This window comes from Microbispora catharanthi (genome assembly GCF_006334915.2).
Classification (GTDB): domain Bacteria; phylum Actinomycetota; class Actinomycetes; order Streptosporangiales; family Streptosporangiaceae; genus Microbispora; species Microbispora catharanthi.
Genome location: NZ_VDMA02000018.1, coordinates 1 through 20,975, shown reverse-complemented (window position 1 = coordinate 20,975; position 20,975 = coordinate 1). Strand labels below are relative to the sequence as shown.

Annotated in this window: 20 protein-coding genes; 13 read left to right on the top strand and 7 right to left on the bottom strand. The window is 71.6% G+C overall.

The features are described from left to right. Positions 1-9: 9 nt before the first annotated feature. Positions 10-2,268 carry a TOMM precursor leader peptide-binding protein gene (locus tag FH610_RS29350; RefSeq protein ID WP_161628103.1) on the bottom strand — a complete coding sequence of 753 codons (2,259 nt, stop codon included), beginning with the start codon at positions 2,266-2,268 and terminating at the stop codon, positions 10-12. Between the two features lie 432 nt (positions 2,269-2,700). Here FH610_RS29350 and FH610_RS45335 point away from each other — a divergent pair, with 432 nt between their 5' ends. Both FH610_RS45335 and FH610_RS29340 read left to right on the top strand, forming a co-directional pair. Further along, positions 2,701-5,556, top strand: a complete 2,856-nt coding sequence (locus FH610_RS45335) for a helix-turn-helix transcriptional regulator (RefSeq protein WP_139578272.1) — start codon at positions 2,701-2,703, stop codon at positions 5,554-5,556. Positions 5,557-5,652: 96 nt separating this feature from the next. After that, entirely contained in the window at positions 5,653-6,324 is a 672-nt protein-coding gene (locus FH610_RS29340) for a FadR/GntR family transcriptional regulator (protein WP_139578271.1), read from the top strand. A 13-nt stretch (positions 6,325-6,337) separates the two neighbouring features. On the opposite strand, the gene FH610_RS29335 is transcribed toward FH610_RS29340, so the two are convergent. Beyond that, the gene (locus FH610_RS29335; protein ID WP_139578270.1) at positions 6,338-6,679 is read right to left on the bottom strand and encodes an MmcQ/YjbR family DNA-binding protein; all 342 of its coding nucleotides are present in this window, start codon (positions 6,677-6,679) and stop codon (positions 6,338-6,340) included. A gap of 199 nt (positions 6,680-6,878) precedes the next feature. On the opposite strand from FH610_RS29335, the gene FH610_RS29330 reads away from it, so the two are divergent. Next, the gene (locus FH610_RS29330) at positions 6,879-8,078 is read left to right on the top strand and encodes a cytochrome P450 (RefSeq protein ID WP_205826161.1); all 1,200 of its coding nucleotides are present in this window, start codon (positions 6,879-6,881) and stop codon (positions 8,076-8,078) included. Here FH610_RS29330 and FH610_RS29325 read toward each other — a convergent pair. Further along, positions 8,065-9,297 (bottom strand): ROK family transcriptional regulator, encoded by a 1,233-nt coding sequence (locus FH610_RS29325; RefSeq protein WP_240809266.1) that lies wholly within the window; start codon positions 9,295-9,297, stop codon positions 8,065-8,067. The two genes, FH610_RS29330 and FH610_RS29325, sit on opposite strands and share 14 nt — an antisense overlap. A 463-nt stretch (positions 9,298-9,760) precedes the next feature. On the opposite strand from FH610_RS29325, the gene FH610_RS29320 reads away from it, so the two are divergent. Then, positions 9,761-10,201, top strand: coding sequence for a hypothetical protein (locus FH610_RS29320; RefSeq protein WP_205826160.1), 441 nt, complete (start codon positions 9,761-9,763; stop codon positions 10,199-10,201). Between the two features lie 26 nt (positions 10,202-10,227). Here the strand turns inward: FH610_RS29320 and FH610_RS29315 are convergent, their stop codons facing one another. Beyond that, positions 10,228-11,253 carry a GDP-mannose 4,6-dehydratase gene (locus FH610_RS29315; protein WP_139578266.1) on the bottom strand — a complete coding sequence of 342 codons (1,026 nt, stop codon included), beginning with the start codon at positions 11,251-11,253 and terminating at the stop codon, positions 10,228-10,230. Positions 11,254-11,508: 255 nt separating this feature from the next. Between FH610_RS29315 and FH610_RS29310 the strand changes: the two genes are divergently transcribed. The 3 genes from FH610_RS29310 (at position 11,509) to FH610_RS29300 (ending at position 14,599) form a co-directional block, all read left to right on the top strand. After that, positions 11,509-12,750: a glycosyltransferase family 4 protein gene (locus tag FH610_RS29310; protein WP_240809265.1), complete on the top strand. Its 1,242-nt coding sequence runs from the start codon at positions 11,509-11,511 to the stop codon at positions 12,748-12,750. Between the two features lie 77 nt (positions 12,751-12,827). Beyond that, a complete protein-coding gene (locus FH610_RS29305) occupies positions 12,828-13,541 on the top strand; it encodes a class I SAM-dependent methyltransferase (protein WP_139578264.1) in 714 nt (237 codons plus the stop codon). Then, on the top strand, positions 13,538-14,599 hold the full coding sequence (locus FH610_RS29300; RefSeq protein ID WP_139578263.1) for a prenyltransferase: 1,062 nt from the start codon (positions 13,538-13,540) through the stop codon (positions 14,597-14,599). Before FH610_RS29305 ends, FH610_RS29300 begins: the two co-directional genes overlap by 4 nt. Positions 14,600-14,622: 23 nt before the next feature. Here the strand turns inward: FH610_RS29300 and FH610_RS29295 are convergent, their stop codons facing one another. After that, positions 14,623-15,003: a winged helix-turn-helix transcriptional regulator gene (locus FH610_RS29295; protein WP_139578262.1), complete on the bottom strand. Its 381-nt coding sequence runs from the start codon at positions 15,001-15,003 to the stop codon at positions 14,623-14,625. 98 nt (positions 15,004-15,101) lie between these two features. Here FH610_RS29295 and FH610_RS29290 point away from each other — a divergent pair, with 98 nt between their 5' ends. Continuing rightward, on the top strand, positions 15,102-15,509 hold the full coding sequence (locus FH610_RS29290; RefSeq protein ID WP_139578261.1) for a RidA family protein: 408 nt from the start codon (positions 15,102-15,104) through the stop codon (positions 15,507-15,509). Positions 15,510-15,531: 22 nt separating this feature from the next. Here FH610_RS29290 and FH610_RS29285 read toward each other — a convergent pair whose 3' ends face one another. Next, positions 15,532-16,161, bottom strand: coding sequence for a class I SAM-dependent methyltransferase (locus FH610_RS29285; protein ID WP_139578260.1), 630 nt, complete (start codon positions 16,159-16,161; stop codon positions 15,532-15,534). An 82-nt stretch (positions 16,162-16,243) separates the two neighbouring features. On the opposite strand from FH610_RS29285, the gene FH610_RS29280 reads away from it, so the two are divergent. From FH610_RS29280 to FH610_RS29260, 5 genes are all read left to right on the top strand, one after another. Continuing rightward, positions 16,244-16,726, top strand: coding sequence for a pyridoxamine 5'-phosphate oxidase family protein (locus FH610_RS29280; protein ID WP_139578259.1), 483 nt, complete (start codon positions 16,244-16,246; stop codon positions 16,724-16,726). A gap of 21 nt (positions 16,727-16,747) precedes the next feature. Further along, positions 16,748-16,942, top strand: a complete 195-nt coding sequence (locus tag FH610_RS29275; RefSeq protein ID WP_030506197.1) for a ferredoxin — start codon at positions 16,748-16,750, stop codon at positions 16,940-16,942. A gap of 37 nt (positions 16,943-16,979) precedes the next feature. Then, positions 16,980-18,065 carry an alcohol dehydrogenase catalytic domain-containing protein gene (locus tag FH610_RS29270; protein WP_139578258.1) on the top strand — a complete coding sequence of 362 codons (1,086 nt, stop codon included), beginning with the start codon at positions 16,980-16,982 and terminating at the stop codon, positions 18,063-18,065. 70 nt (positions 18,066-18,135) lie between these two features. Beyond that, entirely contained in the window at positions 18,136-18,630 is a 495-nt protein-coding gene (locus tag FH610_RS29265; RefSeq protein WP_139578257.1) for an MSMEG_6728 family protein, read from the top strand. 184 nt (positions 18,631-18,814) lie between these two features. After that, on the top strand, positions 18,815-20,260 hold the full coding sequence (locus FH610_RS29260) for an AAA family ATPase (RefSeq protein ID WP_139578256.1): 1,446 nt from the start codon (positions 18,815-18,817) through the stop codon (positions 20,258-20,260). 74 nt (positions 20,261-20,334) lie between these two features. Here the strand turns inward: FH610_RS29260 and FH610_RS29255 are convergent. Next, a partial coding sequence (locus FH610_RS29255; protein WP_139578255.1) for a sugar phosphate isomerase/epimerase family protein occupies positions 20,335-20,975 on the bottom strand: 641 nt, incomplete at its 5' end.

Sequence of the window (20,975 nt, the reverse complement as noted above, 5' to 3'; positions counted from 1 at the left end):
CCTATCGGGTCAGAAGAAGACGCTGGTGGGGTTGAGCTCCTCCTCCAGAGCCGGTTCCGTCCGCCAGCCGAGGGCCACCGGGACGTCGTACAGGCGGCCCGGGCCGAGCCGGCGCCAGAAGTGCCGCATGCCGGGGACCAGCACCCGGGCGACGTTGAGCTCCAGATCCGGCCGCGTCTGGTCGACCACGATCACCTCCAGGCCGCACGCGGCGGCCCGGGCGACGCAGGTCTCCACGTCGGCTGCGAGGTCGGCGCCCTCGGACACCAGGTAGTCCGCGAGCGTGCGGGGGCGCTGCGCGGGGTCGGGCAGCAGCCAGGGGTCGCTCTCGAGGGTGGTCTCCTTCCACCAGCGGAGCGTGGCGATGTCGTCGTCGTGGTAGATCGTCTCGCCGTTCTCGTCCCTGCGGCGTACGGACGGGAGGAACTGGTTGACCTCGGTCAGCGTCCGCAGCGCGGCGATCCGGGGATCGAGATGGGCGCCGAAACCCACGATGACGTCCTGCACCGGGTGGTCGAGCCGGTGGGAGACGCCGGCGAAGGCCGGGACGCCGAGGTCGGTGGTCAGGTCGAGCAGCCACAGGCCGCGGCCCATGTCGGCGTAGAACTCGCGCAGCGTGTCGACGTACGGGTCCTTGAGCGAGTCGAGGTCGAAGGCGGGCCGCCGGACCCGGTTGTACCACCACAGCGCGACCGCGTCCCGCTCCACGACCTCGCAGAACCCCTGGAGGATCGCCTCCTCCAGTGTGTTGCCGGAGGCGCTGCCGTTGGAGTCGCCGACGCAGTAGAAGTGGCGTTCCAGGTCGGGATGGCCGTACCAGGCGTAGCCGGCGGGGACCAGCCGCTCCTCGTCGGCGGTCAGCGACCAGGCCCGCGACCAGTCCAGCGGCAGGTCGGTGCGGAACCGCTCGGGCACCAGGTGCAGCCGGTGCGAGGGGTCGCTGTTCCAGGCGTCCCGGTTGCCGTACTGCTTGTCGGAGAACAGCAGCAGGTCACTCGGGTGGACCGCGAGGCCCTCGTCGAGGTCGGCGTGGGCCGCCTTGAGCACCGGCTCCTCGCCGCGCCACACGCCCGAGTAGCGCTCGATCGCCTCGCACAGGGCGCTGACCTTGGCCTGGATCTCGGTCCGGCCCTTGCCGCCGCTCTGCCCGCGCAGGTTGCGGCGCAGCAGGTCCATGTTGTCGCCGAGCATCGCGAAGTTGTGACCGGCGGTGAAGCTGTAGGTCACGCCGTTGTCCTCGTCGGCCCACGGGCGCAGCCGGGTGACCGCGCCCAGGTAGGGGCTGATGTGCCGCTCCAGCCGTGCGTACGTCGCCGAGGGCAGCTCGACCCGGTAGCCGCCGTCGGTCACGTGCCGGGCGGACCGGGAGGAGAGCGTCACCTTCGGCTCGCGCTCGCGGATCAGCGAGGGGTCGCCGCACACCGGACACTGCGGCAGCCGGATCAGCTGATGCTCGGCGCTGGTGAGGGTGCGCAGGTCGACAGTGATCATCTTGCCCTGCAGGGTCGACGGCAGGCCCGTGGCGGCAGTCCGCACGAGCTCGGCCGCGAGCAGCCCGCCCACCGCCGCGGCGCCGCCCTGCAGGGCCTCTCGCACAGGGTGATACGGCGGCAGCCCGTCCCCCCGCTTGCCCGCGAGGTAGCGCTCGACCTGCCGGTTGCCCTCGATCCGCTGGGACATGCAGGCCCAGCAGCCCGTGCTGCCCGGCTGGAACAGCGGTCCCAACCAGGCCACGGTGCCGGCCGGCCTGACCAGCACCCAGGGCCGCCCGGCCGCCAGGCACTCGGCGTTGAGCTCCTCCAGGCCCGGGTCCAGGTAGTCGTCGACCACCGCCACGACCGTGCCGTCGCCGTCCGGATCCGTGCGCAGCCCGTGCTCGCGCAGCAGCGCCTCGACCGGGCCGGGGTCGACGCCCGCGCCCGCGAACAGCCGGAAGGACGTCTGCTCCAGGGCCGTGACGACGGCCGCGGGGTCGACGCCCTGCGCGTCCCAGAAGGCGAGCACCGGGTCGGTCAGGGGCGGTCGGCCCTCGACCAGGTGACCGGCGGCCTCGTAGCGCCGGACGGCGAGCACCGCCTGGGCCGGGGACAGTTCGCCGGCGAGGGCCTGGACGATGTCCATCACCGTGTGCCGGCCGTCGAGATAGGGAAGGACGCGGCCCGAGCCCGCGCCGCGTACGAGATAGTGCTGGCCTTCCGCCAGAAGGAAGACTTTCGCGTCGTCGAGGACTTCGGTGGTGAAGTGCGCCTTTAGCCGTGGCCGTTCCATGCCCCCCGCCATTCACTGCGCGATTAGCCGATGAGCGGAGAATTCCATCAAATTCCGCAGAAAGTAAAGACGTATTTGTCGCCGCGCCGACGCATACGTACGCATGGCGCGCACAAAGCAGGACCCGGCCCTGTGCGTACGGCGATACGTATCGGGGCGGCGCGGCGGAATACGTATGCGCGCCGCCTTCCGGAGCCTGGGCCGCCGAACTGCCGCGATAATTCGGTCGCCCGCATCGCCGACGCGGCAGGGGTTTCGGCGCGGACGGGCGGCCTCCCCTATCCGGCAGACAGGAAATCATGACAATAGGTTGCTTTCACGAGTCAGCAATATTGTGTTTACTCATCCCGATTTCAAGTATTGACAACCCGCTGGCCCTGTCCGGCATGATCCGTATGTCGAGAAAAATCAGTATGTGCTCCGGGGGTAGGGATGGCCTCAGGGCGCCCGGTACTACTGCACCGGGACAACGAGCTAGGGGTCGTCGACGAGGTACTGGCCGGGCTTGCCGAAGGGAGACCGGCCGTACTGGTGATTCAGGGCACGCGGGGGATCGGGAAGACCCGGCTGCTGCACGCGGCGCTGGCGCGCAGACCGGGCGGTGTCGTGCTCAGCGCCCGGGGCCACGCCGACGAGCGCTCCTTCGCGTTCGGCATCGTCCGGCAGTTGTTCGATCCGATGATGAGCGGCTCGAAACGGGCCGACCCCGGCGCCCCCGCCGCCGTCCTCGACGCGAACGTGCGCGCGCCCGCACTGGCGGCGGTGCCGTACGACGGGAGCGCGCCCGTCGTGCCCGCCACGCTGCTCGACGACCTCTACCGGGCCACCCGCTCGCTGACCGCGGGACAACCACTGATCATCGCGGTCGACGACCTCAACCACGCCGACCCTCAGTCGGCGCAGTGGTGCTCCTACATCGCCAGGCGACTCGACGGCCTGCCCATCGCGATGATCCTGACCTGCGACGTGGAGGACCGCAGCGCCGGCGACGCGATCTGGGACATCCTGGCGTTGCCGTACGCGCGGTCGCTGCGGCCCTCGGCGCTGTGCCGGAGATGCGCCGCCACGCTCATGGAGTCGGCGCTGGGCGCCCCGGTGGACGACGAGATCGTGACGGCCTGCCACCGCCTGACCAAGGGCAATCCACTGCTCCTGCTGGAGACGGCGGGACGGCTGGCCGCCGCCGACGTCCTGCCGGACAGGTCCGAACTGCCCCACGTGATGCGGATCGGCGCGACGGCCCTGTCGGAGACCGTCCTCGAATGGCTCAGCGGCAGGTATCCGTCCCTCCTCGCCCTCCTGCAGAGCCTGGCCGTCATCGCGCCGTACGCCGGGCTGGAGACGGCGGCGATGCTGGCCGGGTACGGCGCGGTCGCGGCCGAGGAGGCGGGCCACGCGCTCGCCGGGGCGGGCCTGCTGGAGGGCAGCCCGCCGCAGCGGTTCACGCACGACCTCGTCCAGTCGACGATCCTCGCGCGGATGGACCCCCGCGCGCGCGACGAGTTGCACCGGCGGGCGGCCTCGCTGCTGCACCGCCTCGGCTCGCCTCCCAAGCGGTCGGCCCGGCACCTGCTGTCGGCGAGCCCCACCGGCGACCCGTGGGCCGTTTCCGTGCTGCGCGAGGCCGCGCGGGAGGCGGTCTCCGAGAACGCCTGGGAGGACGCGACCCGTTATCTCCACCGGGCGCTCGCCACGGCCAAGGACCAGGCCGTCCTGCAGGTGACGGCCGAGCTGGGCGCCGTCGAGGTGCACCTCGACATCCCCGCCTGTCTGCGGCACTTCCGCACCGTGACCGCCCTCGCCGGCGACACCGGCGAGCGGGCGGACTCTCTGGCGCCCTTCGCCACCGCTCTGCTCACGCTCAACTCCCCGGAAGCGGCCTCGGCCTTCTGCGACATCGCCCGGGGCTTCGACGACGATCCGACCGGCCGGCTCCCCGACCGCGAGGTGCTGCTGCGGCTCAGCGCGCAGGCGCTGCTGACCGGCCAGTCGTACGGCTCACGCGCGGCGATGCGGCAGCTCAATGCCGAGCCCGGCGCCGTCACGAGCGCAGGGGCGCGGGACTACCTCGCCACCGCCGCGTTGTCCGGCGCGGCCAGGGGCAGGCACCTCCACCGCACGCTGGCCCTCGCCCGGCGCTGTCTCGACGGGGGCGGGCCGATCCCGCCGACGCTGGTCATGGCGCTGCTGTGGGCGGGCCGGGTGGACGAGGCGGCGTACTGGTCGGAGCAGGCGGCCGCCGAGGCGCGGGCGCACGCCTCGATGACCGGGCAGGCCCTCGCCGTCACGCTGCTGTCGGAAGTCGCCTACCGCAAGGGGAAGCTGCGCGCGTCGCTGGCGCACGCCCGCGAGGCCATCCACTTCGCGCGGGCGTCGCACGCCCCCGGGCTGCACGTCGCCGCCGTGTCCTGCGCGGCCCGCGTGCTCCTCGAGCGCGATGAACTCGACGTCGCCCACGCGCTGTTCGACGAGGTCGCGCGCGAACCGGTGCACCCCCTCCTGCAGGGGACCCTGCTGGAGGCGCGGGGCCGGGTGTCGATCGCCCGGGGTGACGTCCGCGAGGGGCTGCGCGCCCTGTTGGAGGCCGGACGGCAGATGCTGTCGGCCGGGGTGGTCAACCCGGCGTGCGCGGGCTGGCGGGGCCAGGCGGCGCTGGCCTACCTGCGGCTCGGCCAGCACGGGACCGCCCACCGCCTGGCGGAGGAGGAGCTCGAGCTGGCCCGGGCCTGGGGCGCCCCGGACAGCCTCGGCCGCGCGCTGAGCATCGCGAGCACGACCGCCGAAGGCAGTCGAAGGCTCGACCTGCTCACCGAGGCGCTGACAGTGCTCGACGGGCCGGGCGGCGCCATGGAGCGCATCCGAGCGATGCTGCGCCTGGGCATCGCCCTGCAGGCCGCCGGGGAGTCGCGCCGCGCCCACGACACGCTCAACGAGGCATACGTGCTGGCCGACGGCTGCGGCGCCGTACGGCTCGCCGCGCTCGCCGAGCGCAACCTCGCGACGATCGGCGGCCGAGCCCGCGGCGGGCAGGCCGACGGCCCATCGCCCCTGACGGCCGGGGAGATGCGGGTCACCGAACTGGTGCTGCGCGGCATGAGCAACCTCCAGGTCGCGACCGAGCTGTCCATCAGCAAACGGACCGTGGACACCCACCTCGCCCGCATCTACCGCAAGCTCGGCATCCACACCCGCGCCGAGCTGGCCGAGATCATCAAGCGGCTCGGTGACCATCAGGCCGGGATCGGCCCCCTGCCCGGCCAGGAGGAATGGCACGGCCAGGAGGAATAGGGCCCGGCCAGGAAGGAATAGGGCCCGGCCGTACAATTCCCCGGGAGACGGGCTGAGCGCGGCCCCGGACGAAAGCGCGCGGCAGGGGGACGGGGCGTGGCGGTCACCGACGCGGCGATCAGCAGGATCAAGGACATGATCCTGTCGGGTGAGCTGGGCCCGGGCGACCGGCTGCCCCGGGAGGCGGACCTGGCCGAGCGGCTGGGGCTGTCACGCAACTCGCTGCGGGAGGCCGTCCGCGCACTCGCCCTGATCAACGTGCTCGACGTGCGGCAGGGCGACGGCACCTACGTCACCAGCCTGGAGCCGGGCCTGCTGCTGGACGCCCTGTCGTTCGTGGTCGGCTTCCACCAGGACGACACGGTCCTGCAGTTCTTCGAGGTGCGGCGCATCCTCGAACCCGCGGCCACCGCGATGGCGGCGACCCGGATGACCGACGAGGACATCGCCGAGCTGCGCGACATCCTGGACGCGTTCCCCGAGGAGCCGAGCACGGAGGATTTCGTCGCCAACGACCTGCGGTTCCACCAGCGGATCGCCGAGGGCGCCGGCAACCCCGTGCTCAGCTCGCTCATCGAGAGCATCTCCGGCCCGACCGCGCGGGCCCGCATCTGGCGCGGCCTCACCCAGGAGGGCGCGGCCGAGACGACGCGGGCGCAGCACGCCGCCATCTACGAGGCCATCGCGGGCCGCCGGCCGGAGATCGCGCAGGCCTGGGCCACCGTCCACATCGCGGGCGTCGAGGAGTGGCTGCGCCGCTCGCTGTGACGGCGCCCCGCCGCTACCGGGATTCGTGCGCTTCGACGAGGGACTTCGGCGCGGTGAGGCACCACGCCTCGGTGACGAGCTCGAACAACTCGTCAGCGTCGATCTTCGCCAGATGGACCACGACCCAGCCGAAACGTCCGGCGGTGAACTGCGGCTCGAACACCTCGGGCCGCTCGGCCACCAGCGCGATCTGCTCCTCGATCGTCGCCTTGAGGCCCACCGTCTCGGTGCGCTCCCACAGGTAGCCGAAACCCTTGCCGCGCACCTTGACCGAGACCCAGTCGCCGCCCTCGCCCTTGCTCACCTCGGGCAACCGGTCCAGCATGGCGAGAAACTCCTCGACGCTCACACCCATACGCCCAGTCGTACCAGAGCCCACCGACAAGGCGGCGGCAACGATCCGTCACCTGCGGGTCGCTTGACGGGCCGTCCCCCACGTAATAGAACACGTTTCAGAATCAACGCGAACAAGCGCTTGACCGCACTTTCGCCGAGCGCCGGCAGGGCGATCATCCCTCTTACCAAGGGCAACCAAACCCGATTAGGTGAGTGCCATGGAAATCAACCTCGTCGACAAGGACCGCTACGCGCACAGCGGGGTGCCGCACGACCAGCTCCGCTGGCTCAGGGACAACGCGCCCGTCTACCGGCACGAGGGACAAGGCGACTGGCCCGGATTCTGGGCGGTCACCAAGCACGCCGACGTCGTCCACGTCTCCCGTCACTCCGACCTGTTCTCCTCGGCGCGGAAACTGGCGCTGTTCGACGAGATGCCCGAGGAGCAGCGCGAGTTCCAGCGGCTGATGATGCTCAACCAGGACCCGCCCGACCACACCCGGCGCCGCTCGCTGGTCAACCGCGGCTTCACCCCGCGCCAGATCGGACGGCTGGAGGAGCACATCCGGGACATCTGCCACGCCCTCGTCGACGAGGTCCAGGGCAAGCCCGAGGTCGACTTCGTGCGGGACATCGCCGCGCCGCTCCCGCTGTACGTGATCTGCGAGCTGCTCGGCGCGCCGGTCGAGGACCGGGACAAGATCTTCGAGTGGTCCAATCGCATGATCGGCAGCGACGACCCCGACTACTCCGCCAGCCCGGAGGAGGGGCAGGCCGCCGCCTTCGAGGTCTACTCGTACGCTCACGCGCTGGCCGCGGCACGAAGGCAGGACCCGCGCGACGACATCGTCACCAAGCTCCTGCAGCCCGACGAGGACGGGCAGACGCTGACCGAGGACGAGTTCGACCTGTTCGTCCTGCTGCTGATCGTGGCGGGCAACGAGACCACCAGGAACGCGGCCTCCGGAGGCATGCTGACCCTCTTCGAGCACCCGGACCAGTGGAAGCGCCTGGTGGACGACCCCTCCCTCGCCAGGACGGCCGCCGACGAGATCGTCCGCTGGGTGTCCCCGGTCAACCTGTTCCGGCGTACGGCCACGGCGGACACCGAGATCCGCGGCCAGAAGATCGCCGAGGGCGACAAGGTGGTGGTCTTCTACGCGTCGGCCAACCGCGACGAGGAGATCTTCGAGCGGCCCGACGAGTTCGACATCGGCCGCGACCCCAACCCGCAGATCGGCTTCGGCGGCGGCGGGGCGCACTTCTGCCTCGGCAACCACCTGGCCAAGCTGGAGCTTCGGGTGCTGTTCGAGGTGCTGGCCCAGCGCCTGCCCGGCATCCGGCAGGCCGGCGAGGCCACGCGGCTGAGGTCCAACTTCATCAACGGCATCAAGACGCTGCCCGTCACCCTCGGCTGACGGGCAGCGACGGCAGCGGGGTCAGGGCCGGGCGCGGCCGGGCCGGCGCCCTGCCGCACCCGGCGGCGCGTGAATCCGCGGGGCCGGGCTCCGGCTCCGCGGCCGGGTAGCGCGACAGCAGCGGAGACTCCCCGAGCGCCAGGGCGAGGCCGCCGAGCGCGCCCGCGACGTCGCCGAGCGCCGCCCTGCGCAGGGTCAGCCGATGGCGCGAGATCGGCACCGCGCCCGCGTTCAGGGCCTCCCGGACGGGCCTCAGGAGCGGAGCGCCGATCTCGGCCAGCTCGCCGCCGACGACGATCACCCTGGGCCCGATCGCGTTGGACAGCGCCGCGAGCACCCGGCCGATCTGGCCGCCCACGTCGGACAGCAGGCCGAGGGCGATCGGGTCGCCCGCCTCCACGGCGGCCGTCAGCGCGGGCAGGTCGTCGCCGCGGCCGCCCCGGGCGCGGTAGGCGTCGAGCACCGCCCTGATCGAGGCGACGGTCTCCAGGCAGCCCGTGCCGCCGCACTCGCAGGGTTTCCCAGCCGGGTCCACCGGGATGTGCCCGATCTCCCCCGACACTCCGTCGGCGCCGCGGTGCAACATCCCTCCGGCCACCACCCCGCCGCCGACGCCGTACGACAGCCGCAGGTAGAGCGCGTCCCGGTCACCGGCGGCCGCGCCCCACGTCGACTCGGCGAGTGCCGCGAGCCTGGTGTTGTTGTCCAGCAGCACCGGCCCGCCGAAGCGCTCCCCGAGCAGGGCCTCGACACCGGAGAGGGTCCCGTCCCGCGCCCCTGCCAGCGGGCCCACGACGCCCACGCCCACGCCCTTGAGCGCTCTGTGCCACAACCCGCCGCCGACGAGCCCGCGGACGAGCCGTTCGGCGAGCGCCACCCGGTCGGGCCACGGCAGGCCGGGCGGGTGCGCCTCCCCCGCCGCGCCCACGATCTCGTACGTCACGCCGACGGCCGCGACGTGCACCGCGCGGCGGGCGAAGTCGATGCCGAGGGCCTGGCCGACCGCGGGATTGAGGGCCAGTCGCTCGGCGGGACGGCCCCGGCCGCGCGGCGCCTCGTCCGGCATCGCCGTGACCACCGCGCCCGTGGCCAGCAGTCCGCTGAGAGTGTCGTGCAGGGTCGTGCGCGACAGGCCGCACCGCCGGCTGAGCTCGCCCCGGTTGAGCGGGCCGTGCGCGCGCAGCAGGCCGAGCACGGTCTGCTCGTGCCCGCGCCGCACCGGAGACACGACATCTGGCCTGGGTTGCCACATGCGGAAAAGCATGCACACTTGGTAGGTTTTATGTCAATCTTGGACGACCCCGGCGAGGGCGTCACGGGCTGACCGTCGCCGAGCCCTACCGCACGCTCTTCGATCTCGCCTATCGCTGGCGCCACCCGGTCCTGCGCGACGACATGGCCGCGCGGGCCGTCGAGCATCGGCACCGCCAGCTGGCCCGCACCGCCGACCCACCGCTGCGGGCCCGGCTCGCCGACCAGGTCCTCTACCTGTCGGGGAGCCGGCGTGCGCGCCGTGACCTGTACGCCGACGAGCGCGGCGAGTTCTCGGTCCGGCGCGCCGGCGACGGCGACGACGAGGCGATCGGCCGCCTGATCCGGTTGTGGGGCGACGCCGAGGGCCTGGCGGAACGCCAGGTGGTGCGGATGCGCGATCTGTGGCGGCGCGCTTCGGCCTGCGCCGCATGGGCGACACGAGGCACGATCTCTATCGGTGCGGCCGGCCGAGCGCCCTGTTCGCCCGCACGTTCACGGCACGGAACCTGCCCGCGTGGCTGCGGCGGATGCAGGACCCCCGCGCCGAGGAACCCGGCCGGACGGCCGAACTCGTCCGCGCCGCGTTGCGGGACCTTCACACGCCGGCCCGGACGGCCGTCTCAGGCCCGGGGCCGGCGCCCGCGCTCGCCGACCTCCTGCGGCAGGCCGTGGAGGCACTCGCGTCGTCGGCGTCCGCCGTGGACGCCGAAGCCGGGGAGATCCTCCGCCTGTACTACCTCGCCCGCGCCGGAGGCCACGACCTCCTCGCGCATCGCCTCCACCTGTCCAGGGCCACCTACTTCCGCCGTCTCGAACACGGCATCGGCAAGGTCGCGGAGGCGGTGAGCCGGGCTCTCACTCCGCCGTAGCCCCCGCCAGCCCCCTCCCGGGGGTGTCAGGCCCAGGAGGAGTCCTGTTCGGGGTCGCCGCCGTCGGCGAGCAGGCGCAGGTCGGCTTCGACCATCATCGCCACGAGTTCCTCGAACGACACCGTCGGCTCCCAGCCGAGCTGGGTGCGGGCCTTCTTCGGGTCCGCGCACAACAGGTCGACCTCCGCCGGACGGTGCAGGGACGCGTCGCAGACGACGTACCGCTCCCAGTCCAGATCGGCGGCGGCGAACGCCGCCTCGACCAGCTCGCGCACCGAGTGCGTGCGCCCGGTGCCGATGACGTAGTCCTCGGGCCCGGCGGCCGACAGCATCATGTGCATGGCGCGGACGAAGTCGCCGGCGAACCCCCAGTCGCGGCGCGCCTCCAGGTTGCCCAGGCGAAGTTCGGCGGCCATGCCGAGCTTGATCCGCGCGACGCCGAGCGAGACCTTGCGGGTGACGAACTCGGCCCCCCGCCGGGGCGACTCGTGGTTGAACAGGATGCCCGACACCGCGAACATGCCGTACGACTCGCGGTAGTTCTGCGTGAGGAAGTGCCCGTACGCCTTGGCCACGCCGTACGGCGACCTGGGGTGGAAGGGCGTGCGCTCGGTCTGCGGCGTCTCCCTGACCTGGCCGAACATCTCCGAGGACGACGCCTGGTAGAAGCGGATCTGCCCGGCCGACGAGCCGCGCGAGGCGGTGATCCCCGAGCAGACGCGGATGGCCTCCAGCACGCGGAGCACACCCATGCCGGTCACCTCGGCGGTCAGCTCGGCCTGCTCCCATGACATCGGCACGAACGAGATGGCCCCCAGGTTGTAGACCTCGTCCGGCTGCACCTTCTCCACCGCCGAGATCAGCGATCCCTGGTCGAGCAGGTCGCCGCGGACCAGCCGTACGTCCTGCAGGAGCCGGCGCACGCGCGGGACGCGCGGGTTGGCCTGCCCGCGGACCAGGCCCCAGACCTCGTATCCCTCGCTCAGCAGGTGCTCTGCGAGATAGGAGCCGTCCTGACCGGTGATGCCGGTGATCAGCGCACGCCTGGCCAACGGATCCTCCTCGTAGCGCCCAACTTGGCCTATGAGAGGCGAATGTACCGCCCTGCCCGGCCGTGCCCACATAGGCGCCGCTAGAACGTGTTACACCGAATCTCGTTCGAGTAAGCTAACACCCCAGGTCGGGCAGGGTGAGAGTCGATCGAGGACCCTTTCCACCTCACCTACCCCATCTAAGGTCAAATGGTAGTGTTCCTGGCAGCAGCCCCGCGGGGGCACGGCTGGAAACCGGCTGGAAAGGGGTGCCTCTTGGCGGAGAGGCTGCGAGTCGCGCTGCTGTCCTACCGCAGCAAGCCCACCTGCGGCGGCCAGGGGGTGTACCTGCGCCACATAAGCCGCGAGCTCGTCGCTCTGGGCCACCACGTCGAGGTCCTCTCCGGCCAGCCCTACCCGGAGCTGGACGACGGCGTGATCCTCAACAAGGTGCCGAGCCTGGACCTCTATCGCGACGAGGACCCGTTCCGCACGCCGAAGCTCGACGAATATCGCGACTGGATCGACGCGCTCGAGGTCGCCACGATGTGGACGGCGGGCTTCCCCGAGCCGCTGACGTTCAGCCTGCGGGCCTACCGGGAGCTGAAGAGGCGGCGGGGCGACTTCGACGTCGTCCAGGACAACCAGACGCTGGGCTACGGCCTGCTCGGCATCCAGCGGCTGTTCCCCGTGGTCGGCACCATCCACCACCCCATCAGCGTGGACCGGCGGATCGAGCTGAAGGCCGCCAAGGGCTGGAAGCGGCTGTCGATGCGCCGCTGGTACGGCTTCGTGCGCATGCAGAGCATCGTCGCGCCCCGGCTGAGCCCGATCCTGACCGTCAGCGAGTCGTCGCTCGCCGACATCCACCGCGACTTCAACGTGCCGCAGTCCAACATGCGGCTGATCCCGCTCGGCGTCGACACGCGGTTCTTCCACCCCCGGCCGGAGCTGCCGAAGCGGGAGAACTCGATCGTGGCCGTGGCCAGCGCCGACTCGCCCATGAAGGGCGTGGCGACCCTGCTGCGGGCGGTCGCCAAGCTCGCCACCGAGCGCGAGGTCAACCTCACCGTGGTGAGCAGGCCCACCCCCGGAGGACCCACGGAACAGCTCGTCAACGAGCTGTCGCTGCACGACCGTGTGCGGTTCGTGCACGGCATCCCGGACGAGGAGCTGGCCGAGCTGATCGCCACCTCCGAGGTCGCGGTGGTCCCCTCGCTCTACGAGGGGTTCTCGCTCCCCGCCGTCGAGCACATGGCGTGCGGCACGCCGCTGGTCGCCTCGCGTACGGGCGCCCTGCCCGAGGTGGTCGGCGACGCGGCCGTGCAGGTCACCCCGGGAGACCCCGAGGAGCTGGCCGCCGTGCTGCGCCGCCTGCTCGACTCCCCGCAGGAGCGCGCGGAGTTCGGCCGGCGCGGCTACGACCGCGTGATGGAGCGCTACGCGTGGCCGGTCGTCGCCCGCCGCACGGTCGAGGCCTACCACGAGGCCATCGCCGCACGCCGCGTCTCCCGATGAGCGTCTCCCCATGAGCGTCTCCCGGTGACGTCTCGACGACCGGTGACTCCCCAGAACTCACGAAAGGCAGGCACCGAGTGCTGACCGTCGACTTCAACCGGCTGCCCGTCGGACCGGGCGACCGCGTCCTCGACCTCGGGGCCGGCGGTGGCCGGCACGCCTTCGAGGTGCTGCGGCGGGGCGCCGACGTGGTCGCCTTCGACATGGACGCCGCCGAGATGGAGAGCGTGGCGGCCATGTTCGCGGCGATGGACAAGGAGGGCGAGGTGCCGTCGGGTGCGACCGGGGACACGGTCGTCGGCGACGCCCTCGACATGCCGTTCCCCGACGCGTCGTTCGACCGTGTCATCGCCGCCGAGGTGCTGGAGCACATCCCCGACGACATGGCCGCGATGCGCGAGATCGTGCGCGTGCTGAAGCCGGGCGGCCGGGCCGCGATCACGGTGCCGAGCTTCCTGCCCGAGCGGATCTGCTGGGCCCTGTCGGAGGACTACCACACCGCCCCCGGCGGACATATCCGGATTTATACGTTGGCGGAGCTCCAGGCGAAGCTGAAGTCCTCCGGACTTGAGGTCGGCGGCCACCACTACGCCCACGGCCTGCACTCGCCGTACTGGTGGATCAAGTGCGCGGTCGGGGTGAACGACGACCAGCACCCGCTGGCCAAGGCCTACCACGAGCTTCTCGTCTGGGACATCATGAAGCGCCCCCTCGCCACCCGGCTGGCCGAGGCCGTGCTCAACCCCCTGATCGGCAAGAGCGTGGTGGTCTACGTCCGGAAGCCCGCATGAGGCGGGTGCCGGACGTTCCAGGGATCATCACCGCCGAACAGGTCGTACGTACGGCCGAGAGCATCGTCGCGATCCAGGACGACCAGGGCGGCGTGCCCTGGCCCGAGGGCCACATCGACGCCTGGAACCACATCGAGTGCCTGATGGCGCTGACCGTGGCCGGGCTGCGCGAGGAGGCCCGCAAGGGCTACGACTGGCTCGTACGGCACCAGCGCCCGGACGGCTCCTGGCCGATGAAGGTCCGCGACGGCGAGCCCGCCGAGGCGGCCGGCGAGTCGAACCACGCGGCGTACATCGCCGTGGGGGTCTGGCACGACCTGCTGGTGACCGGCGACGAGGACTTCGCCCGGTCGATGTGGCCGGTGGTGGCGCGGGCCCTCGACTTCGTCATCGGCCTGCAGACCGCGCGCGGCGAGATCCTCTGGCAGCGCGACGCCGAAGGGCGTCCGGCGGAGTACGCCCTGCTCACCGGGTGCTCGTCCATCCACCAGGGCCTGCGGTGCGGGGCGCTGCTCGCCGAGCGGCTGGGCGACCCGCAGCCCGACTGGGAGCTCGCCGCCGACCAGCTCGGCCACGTGATCGCCGACCATCCGGAGGCGTTCGCCGACAAGAGCCGGTTCTCGATGGACTGGTACTACCCCGTGCTCGGCGGCGCCGTGCGCGGGGCGGCGGCGGCCCGGCGGTTCGACCTGGAGTGGGACACCTTCGTCGTGCCCGGCCTCGGCGCGCGCTGCGTCTCCGACCAGCCCTGGGTGACCGGCGCGGAGTCGTGCGAACTGGTGCTCGCGCTCGACGCCGCCGGGCAGCGGGACCGCGCGCTGGCGGTGTTCGCCGACATGCAGCACCTGCGCCACGAGGACGGCTCCTACTGGACCGGCTGGCAGTTCGTGAACGAGCGGCACTTCCCCAACGAGCGCTCGGGATACACGGCCGCCGCGGTGGTGCTCGCCGCGGACGCCCTCGCTCGCGCGACCCCCGGCTCGGGGATCTTCCGCGACGCCGGCGGCCGGGAGGCCCGCATCACCGGCGAGTGCGGCTGCGAGCGCGCCCGAGCCTGACAGCCGGTCGCCCGCGCCACTTGTCAGGCGTCGAAGCGGCTGCGGGAGACCTCGATGTCACCGAGGTAGCGGTGGGTCCAGTCACACATTCCGTCGACGACCGCCCGCAGGGCCCGGCCCGGCTCGGTGAGGACGTAGTCGACCCGCGGCGGCACGGTGGGGTGCACGGTCCGCTCGACCAGGCCGTTGCGCTCCAGCATGCGCAGATTCTGCGTGAGCATCTTGTGGCTGATGCCCTCGATCTCGCTCCGCAACTCGCTGAAGCGCAGGGTGCGTTCCCCCAGGGACTCGATGATCAGCAGAGCCCACTTGTTGGCGATGTCCGAGAAGATCTCCCGCGCCAGGGAGTCCGCGCGCGTCAGGTCCGCTTCCTCCGGCGAGCCCGTGAACTGCTTGGTCACCATGAGGTTCCCCAGTCACTGAAAAGTGCGTTCTTCCTTGTCAGCGGCCACTCTCCTACAGTTCCCGAGTAACCGCAAGAGAGTGTGAAGGAGGCGGACGCATGACCGTCACTCTGGTGAACCCCGATGGACTGCCGCAGATCGATGCCTACCGGCAGGTGTCGATCGCGACCGGGTCGAAACTGGTCTTCATCGCCGGACAGGTCGCCTGGGATGCCGACGGGGTCACGGTCGGCGAAGGCGACCTCGCCGCGCAGGTCGAGCAGTGCTACCTCAACGTCGCCACCGCACTGGCCGCGGCCGGCGGTTCCTTCGAGAACGTGGCGAAACTGACCGTCCACGTCGTCGACTGGACTCCCCGTAAGATGCCCCTGCTGCTGGAGGGGATCGCCCGGGCGGCCGCGAAGCTGGGGATCACGCCCGTGCCGCCGGCCACGCTGCTGGGCGTCGCGGCGCTGGACGTACCCGACCATCTGGTCGAGGTCGAGGCCACCGCGGTCGTCGACTGAGAACGCCCGGCGGGACGCGCCGTCAGACGCGTTCCAGTACGCGCAGCGACCCGACGACCCGCGCCTCGCGGAAGCCGCCCGACTCCAGCGCGCGCAGGTAGACCCGGTAGGGCGCCTGCCCGCCGTCGGCAGGGTCGGGGTAGATGTCGTGGAAGACCAGCGCGCCGCCCTTCATGACGTGCGGCGCCCATCCCTCGTAGTCGGCCGTCACCGGCTCCTCCGAGTGGCCGCCGTCGATGAACAGCACGGCCAGCGGGGTGGACCAGTGACGGGCGACCGTGGCCGACGCGCCCACGACCGCGATCACCTCGTCCTCCAGGCCGGCGGCGGCGATCGTGTCGCGGAAGAACGGCAGCGAGTCCATCCGCCCGGTCTTCGGGTCCACCAGTTCGGGGTCGTGGTGCGGCCAGCCCGGCTGGATCTCCTCAGACCCCCGGTGGTGGTCCACGGTGAAAACCACCGTGCCCGCCCGCCGCGCCCCGGCGCCCAGGTAGATCGCCGACTTGCCGCAGTAGGTGCCGACCTCACAGATCGGCCCGCGGGAGCCGTACGCGCAGGCGGTCTCGTACAGGGCCTCGCCCTCGGCGGGCGGCATGAAACCGCGCGCCTCTTCGGCGGCGCGGCGCAGGTCGTCGGGCATCGGGGTCACCATGTCGGGCACCCTACCCAACAAGCCGAACGATGTTCGGGACTGCCCCTTGTCCGCCCTGATGGAACATGTTCTACTTTGCTTCGTGAACCAGCGCGCCCGCATCGCGATGAGCGAGGAAGAGATCGCCGGGCTCCTGCGGGACGCCCGCAAGCTCCAGCTCGGCACGATCAATCCCGACGGCACGCCTCACCTGGTCACGATGTTCTACGGACTCGACGACGGCCGCGTCACATTCTGGACGTACGCCAAGTCGCAGAAGGCCCGCAACATCGAACGCGACCCGCGGGTGAGCTGCCTGATCGAGACCGGGGACGAGTACGCGCAGCTGCGCGGCGTGCTCGTCTACGGCAAGGCGCGGCTGATCGACGACCCGGCGGCCGTCCTGGAGGTCGGCCTGGACGTCACCCGGCGGATGACCGGCATGCCCGTCGACGGCCCCGAGGCGCGGGCATACGTCGAGCACACCGCGCGCAAGCGCGTGGCCTACCTGGTCGAGCCGGCCCGCGTCGTCTCCTGGGATCACCGCAAGCTCGGCGGCGATAGCGTGAACTCCAGCGCGACGTGACGCACAGGAGGAGGACGCGCCATGAAGATCAAGGTCGACTACGACGTGTGTGAGGCCAACGCCGTCTGCATGGGCCTGGCGCCCGAGGTCTTCGAGGTCGACGACGAGGACAACCTCCACGTCCTGATGCCCGAGCCGCCCGCCGAACTGCTCGACCGGGTCCGCCACGCGGTCCGGTCCTGCCCCAAGGCCGCGCTGTCGCTCGAGGACGAGTGACGCGCGGCACCCAACACTGAAAGACCAGGAGGTCCCCATGCGCGGCGCGCTTCTCCACGCGGTCGGCGACGAAAAGCTCGACATCAGAGACGACTTCACGCTGACGCCGGTGGGCCCGGGTGACGTCCGCGTGCGGGTGAAGGCCACCGGCGTCTGCCACTCCGACCTCTCGGTGCTCACCGGCGTGCTCCCCATGCCGCTCCCGATCATCCCCGGTCACGAGGGCGCGGGCGAGGTCGTCGAGGTGGGCGACGGCGTGACCACCGTGCAGCCGGGCGACCACGTCATCATCAACTGGACGCCCGCCTGCGGCGACTGCCCGAGCTGCGTGGGCGGCCAGCCGAACCTCTGCATGACGTACATGATGAAGAGCTTCACCGAGCCGCGCTTCCTGTTCGGCGGCGAGACCCCGGCGTTCGGCATGGCCGGGTGCGGCACCTGGGCCGAGGAGATCATCGTGCCGTGGCAGGGGGCGATCAAGGTCGATCCCGACGTGCCGTACGAGGTGGCGGCGCTGATCGGCTGCGGCATCACGACGGGCGTCGGCGCGGTGCTCAACACCGCGAAGGTGCGCCCCGGCGCGACCGTCGCGGTCGTCGGTTGCGGCGGCGTCGGCCTGTCGGTGATCCAGGGCGCCCGCGTCTCCGGCGCGACCACGATCCTCGCGATCGACCCGCTGGAGTCCAAGCACGCGCTCGCGAAGAAGGTCGGCGCCACCCACGCCTGCACCCCCGACCAGCTCATGGACGCCATCGGCACGCTGACCGGCGGCCAAGGCTTCGACCACGGCTTCGAGGTGGTCGGCAAGTCGGCCGCGATCATGACGGCCTGGCAGGCGACGAGGCGCGGCGGCGACGTCATCGTCGTCGGCGCGGGCGCCATGGACGACCAGGTGCCGTTGACCGCCTTCAACCTGCTGTTCGAGGGCAAGAACATCCTCAGCTCGCTGTACGGCGACGCCGACGTCCGCAGGGACTTCCCGCGCTTCGTGAACCTCTACAAGGCGGGCAAGCTCGACCTGGACAGCATGATCAGCTCCCGTATCCGGATCGGCGACCTGAACGACGCCGTCGACGCCCTGCGCGGCGGCGAGGTGCTCCGGCAGATCGTGCTGTTCGACTGACACCGCCCCGCCGGAGATCTCCCCGGCGCGGGGGATATCTCCGGCGGGCCGGGGTAACCCGAGCGGCGACATGCAGACGTTCCTGCCGTACCCGGACTTCGCGGCCACCGCCCGCGTCCTCGACCCGCTCCGCCTCGGCAAGCAGCGGGTCGAGGCCCTGCAGGTCCTGCGCACGCTCACCGTTCCCGGGTACGGCTGGCGGCACCATCCGGTGGCGCACATGTGGGCCGGATACGAGGAGGCGCTGGTCCGCTACGGACTGGAGATCGTGATGGTCTGGTGCGACCTGGGCCGCGCCGACACCTGCGCCGCCACGATGACCGGAGAACTGCTCGACTGCCGGGGCATCGCGACGCCCCGCACCCAGGCGGCACTCGCGGAGGCGGGCGAACTGCCGCCGTGGCTCGGCGATCCCGCCCTCCACCTCAGCCACCGCTCGGCCCTGCTGCGCAAGGACCCGGAGTTCTACGGCCCGAAGTTCCCCGGAGACCCCGACGACCTCCCCTACGTCTGGCCCGACTCCGACCGGGTCAACGCCCTGCTCCCACCCCGCCGCAGTGTGTAAGTCCTGGACACCATCCTGGTCTCGGAGGTCGCACGGGGAGACCTCGCGCTGATCACCATGCTTCTTCGAGCTCGACGAGCGTGGGCTGCAGTTGACGGTGCCTGCGCCGGTGGTGCGCGCACCGTCGCCCCACCGTCAGTGTGTAGATTGCATCTACGTAGATGTCATCTACATAAGGGGCACGATGAGTGCGGTTCCTTTCATCGGCAGGCGGCGGGAGCTGGCCGCCCTGACCAAGCGCCTCGACCGGGTCCGCCGGACGGGCGCCGGCTCCGCCATGGCCATAAGGGGACGCCGCCAGGTCGGCAAGTCCCGGCTCGTGCAGGAGTTCTGCGACAAGGCCGAGGTGCCGTACCTCTTCTTCACCGCGACCAAGGGGATGTCGCCGGTCGAGGCGGTCGAGGCGTTCTGCGCCGAACTCAAGGAGTCGTGCCTGCCCACCGATCCCGAGCAGGTCGTCCACGTCACCAGCGGAAGCTGGCCGGAGGGCTTTCGCGTGCTGCACTCGGCGATCCCGCAGACCCCCTCGATCGTCGTCGTGGACGAGATGCCCTGGCTGGCGGAACAGGACGACCTGTTCGACGGCGCGCTGCAGACGGCCTGGGACCGACTCCTGTCGGCCAAGCCCGTTCTCCTGCTCCTGCTCGGCAGCGACCTGCACATGATGGAGCGGCTGACCGCCTACGACCGGCCGTTCTACGGGCGCGCCGACACCATGGCGCTCGACCCGCTCGATCCCGCAGAGACCGCCGGGGCGCTGGGCCTGACCGGAGGTGACGCGATCGACGCGTACCTCGCCAGCGGAGGGCTGCCCGGGATCCTGCGCGCCTGGCCGCACGGCACTCCACCGCTGGAGTTCATCCGGCAGGAGTGCGAGGATCCGGCGTCCGCCCTGTTCGGCGTGCCCGAATCCGTCCTGCTCGCGGAATTCCCGTCGCCCGACCAGGCCCGCCGGGTGCTGGAAGCGGTCGGCAGCGGTGACAGGACGCACGCCGCCGTCGCCGCGACGGCGGGCGGGCGCGAGGGACCGCTGCAGTCCGGTTCGCTCTCTCCTCTCCTGCGCAGGCTCACCGACGAGAAGCGCGTCCTGGCGATGGACGAGCCGCTGTCCGTCCAGCCGGGAAAACCGGCGCTGTACCGCATCCGCGATCACAACCTGCGGATGTACCTGGGCGTCCTGCGCGCCGCGGCGGAACATTCGCATCGAGGGCGGCCGGATCTCGCCTTCGGACTCGTACGGCGACGCTGGGCGAGCCTGCGGGGGCGGGCCGTCGAACCGATCGTCAGACAGGCGCTGGGCATGGCCGCCGCGGCGGGAGAACTGCCCTGGCCGGACGCGGAGGCCGTCGGCGGATGGTGGAACCGCCGGTTCTCCCCCGAGGTGGACCTGGTCGGCGCGGACCGGGCACCGGTGGCACGGCGGGTGCTGTTCGCGGGCTCGATCAAGTGGCTCGGCACGCCGTTCGACGGCCACGACCTGGCCGCGCTGCGCCGCGACGCCGTACAGGTGCCGGGCTTCGACGCGGAGGCGGGCGGCCTCGTGGTGGTGTCGCTGTCCGGGGTCCATCCCTCGGTGGAGGGCGTCGGCCTGGCGTGGGACGCCGACGACGTGGTCGCGGCGTGGGGGTGAGGCCACGCCGGAGGGCCGGGCGCACCTGACGGAGCACCCGGCCCTTGGCCTCGCGAGAGCTGGGGAGAGAGAGGTCAGCTCTCGGAGGAGAAGGCGGCGTCGAAGGCTGCGGCCGGTGGGGTGATGGCGTTGAGCGAGCGGATGTAGGCGAGGGATTCCGGCGCGCCGTGCAGCCGGTCCATACCCGCGTCCTCCCACTCGATGGAGATCGGGCCGTCGTAGCCGATGTGGTTGAGCGCCCGGAAGCACTCCTCCCACGGCACGTCGCCCCGGCCGGTGGACACGAAGTCCCAGCCGCGGCGGGGGTCGGCCCAGGCCAGGTGGGAGGCCAGGCGGCCCCGCCGGCCGTCGCGGGTGGCGACCCGGGCGTCCTTGCAGTCGACGTGGTAGATCCGGTCGGCGAAGTCGAGGATGAAGTTCGCCGGGTCCAGGCCCTGCCACACCATGTGCGAGGGGTCCCAGTTCAGCCCGAAAGCCGGCCGGTGCCCGATGGCCTCCAGTGTCCGCACCGTGGTGTGGTAGTCGTAGGCGATCTCGCTGGGGTGCACCTCGTGCGCGAAGCGCACCCCCACCTCGTCGAAGACGTCGAGGATCGGGTGCCACCGGTCGGCGAAGTCCTGGTAACCCGCCTCGATCATCGACGGCGGCACCGGCGGGAACATCGCCAGCGTGTGCCAGATCGACGAGCCGGTGAAGCCGACGACGGTCGTGACGC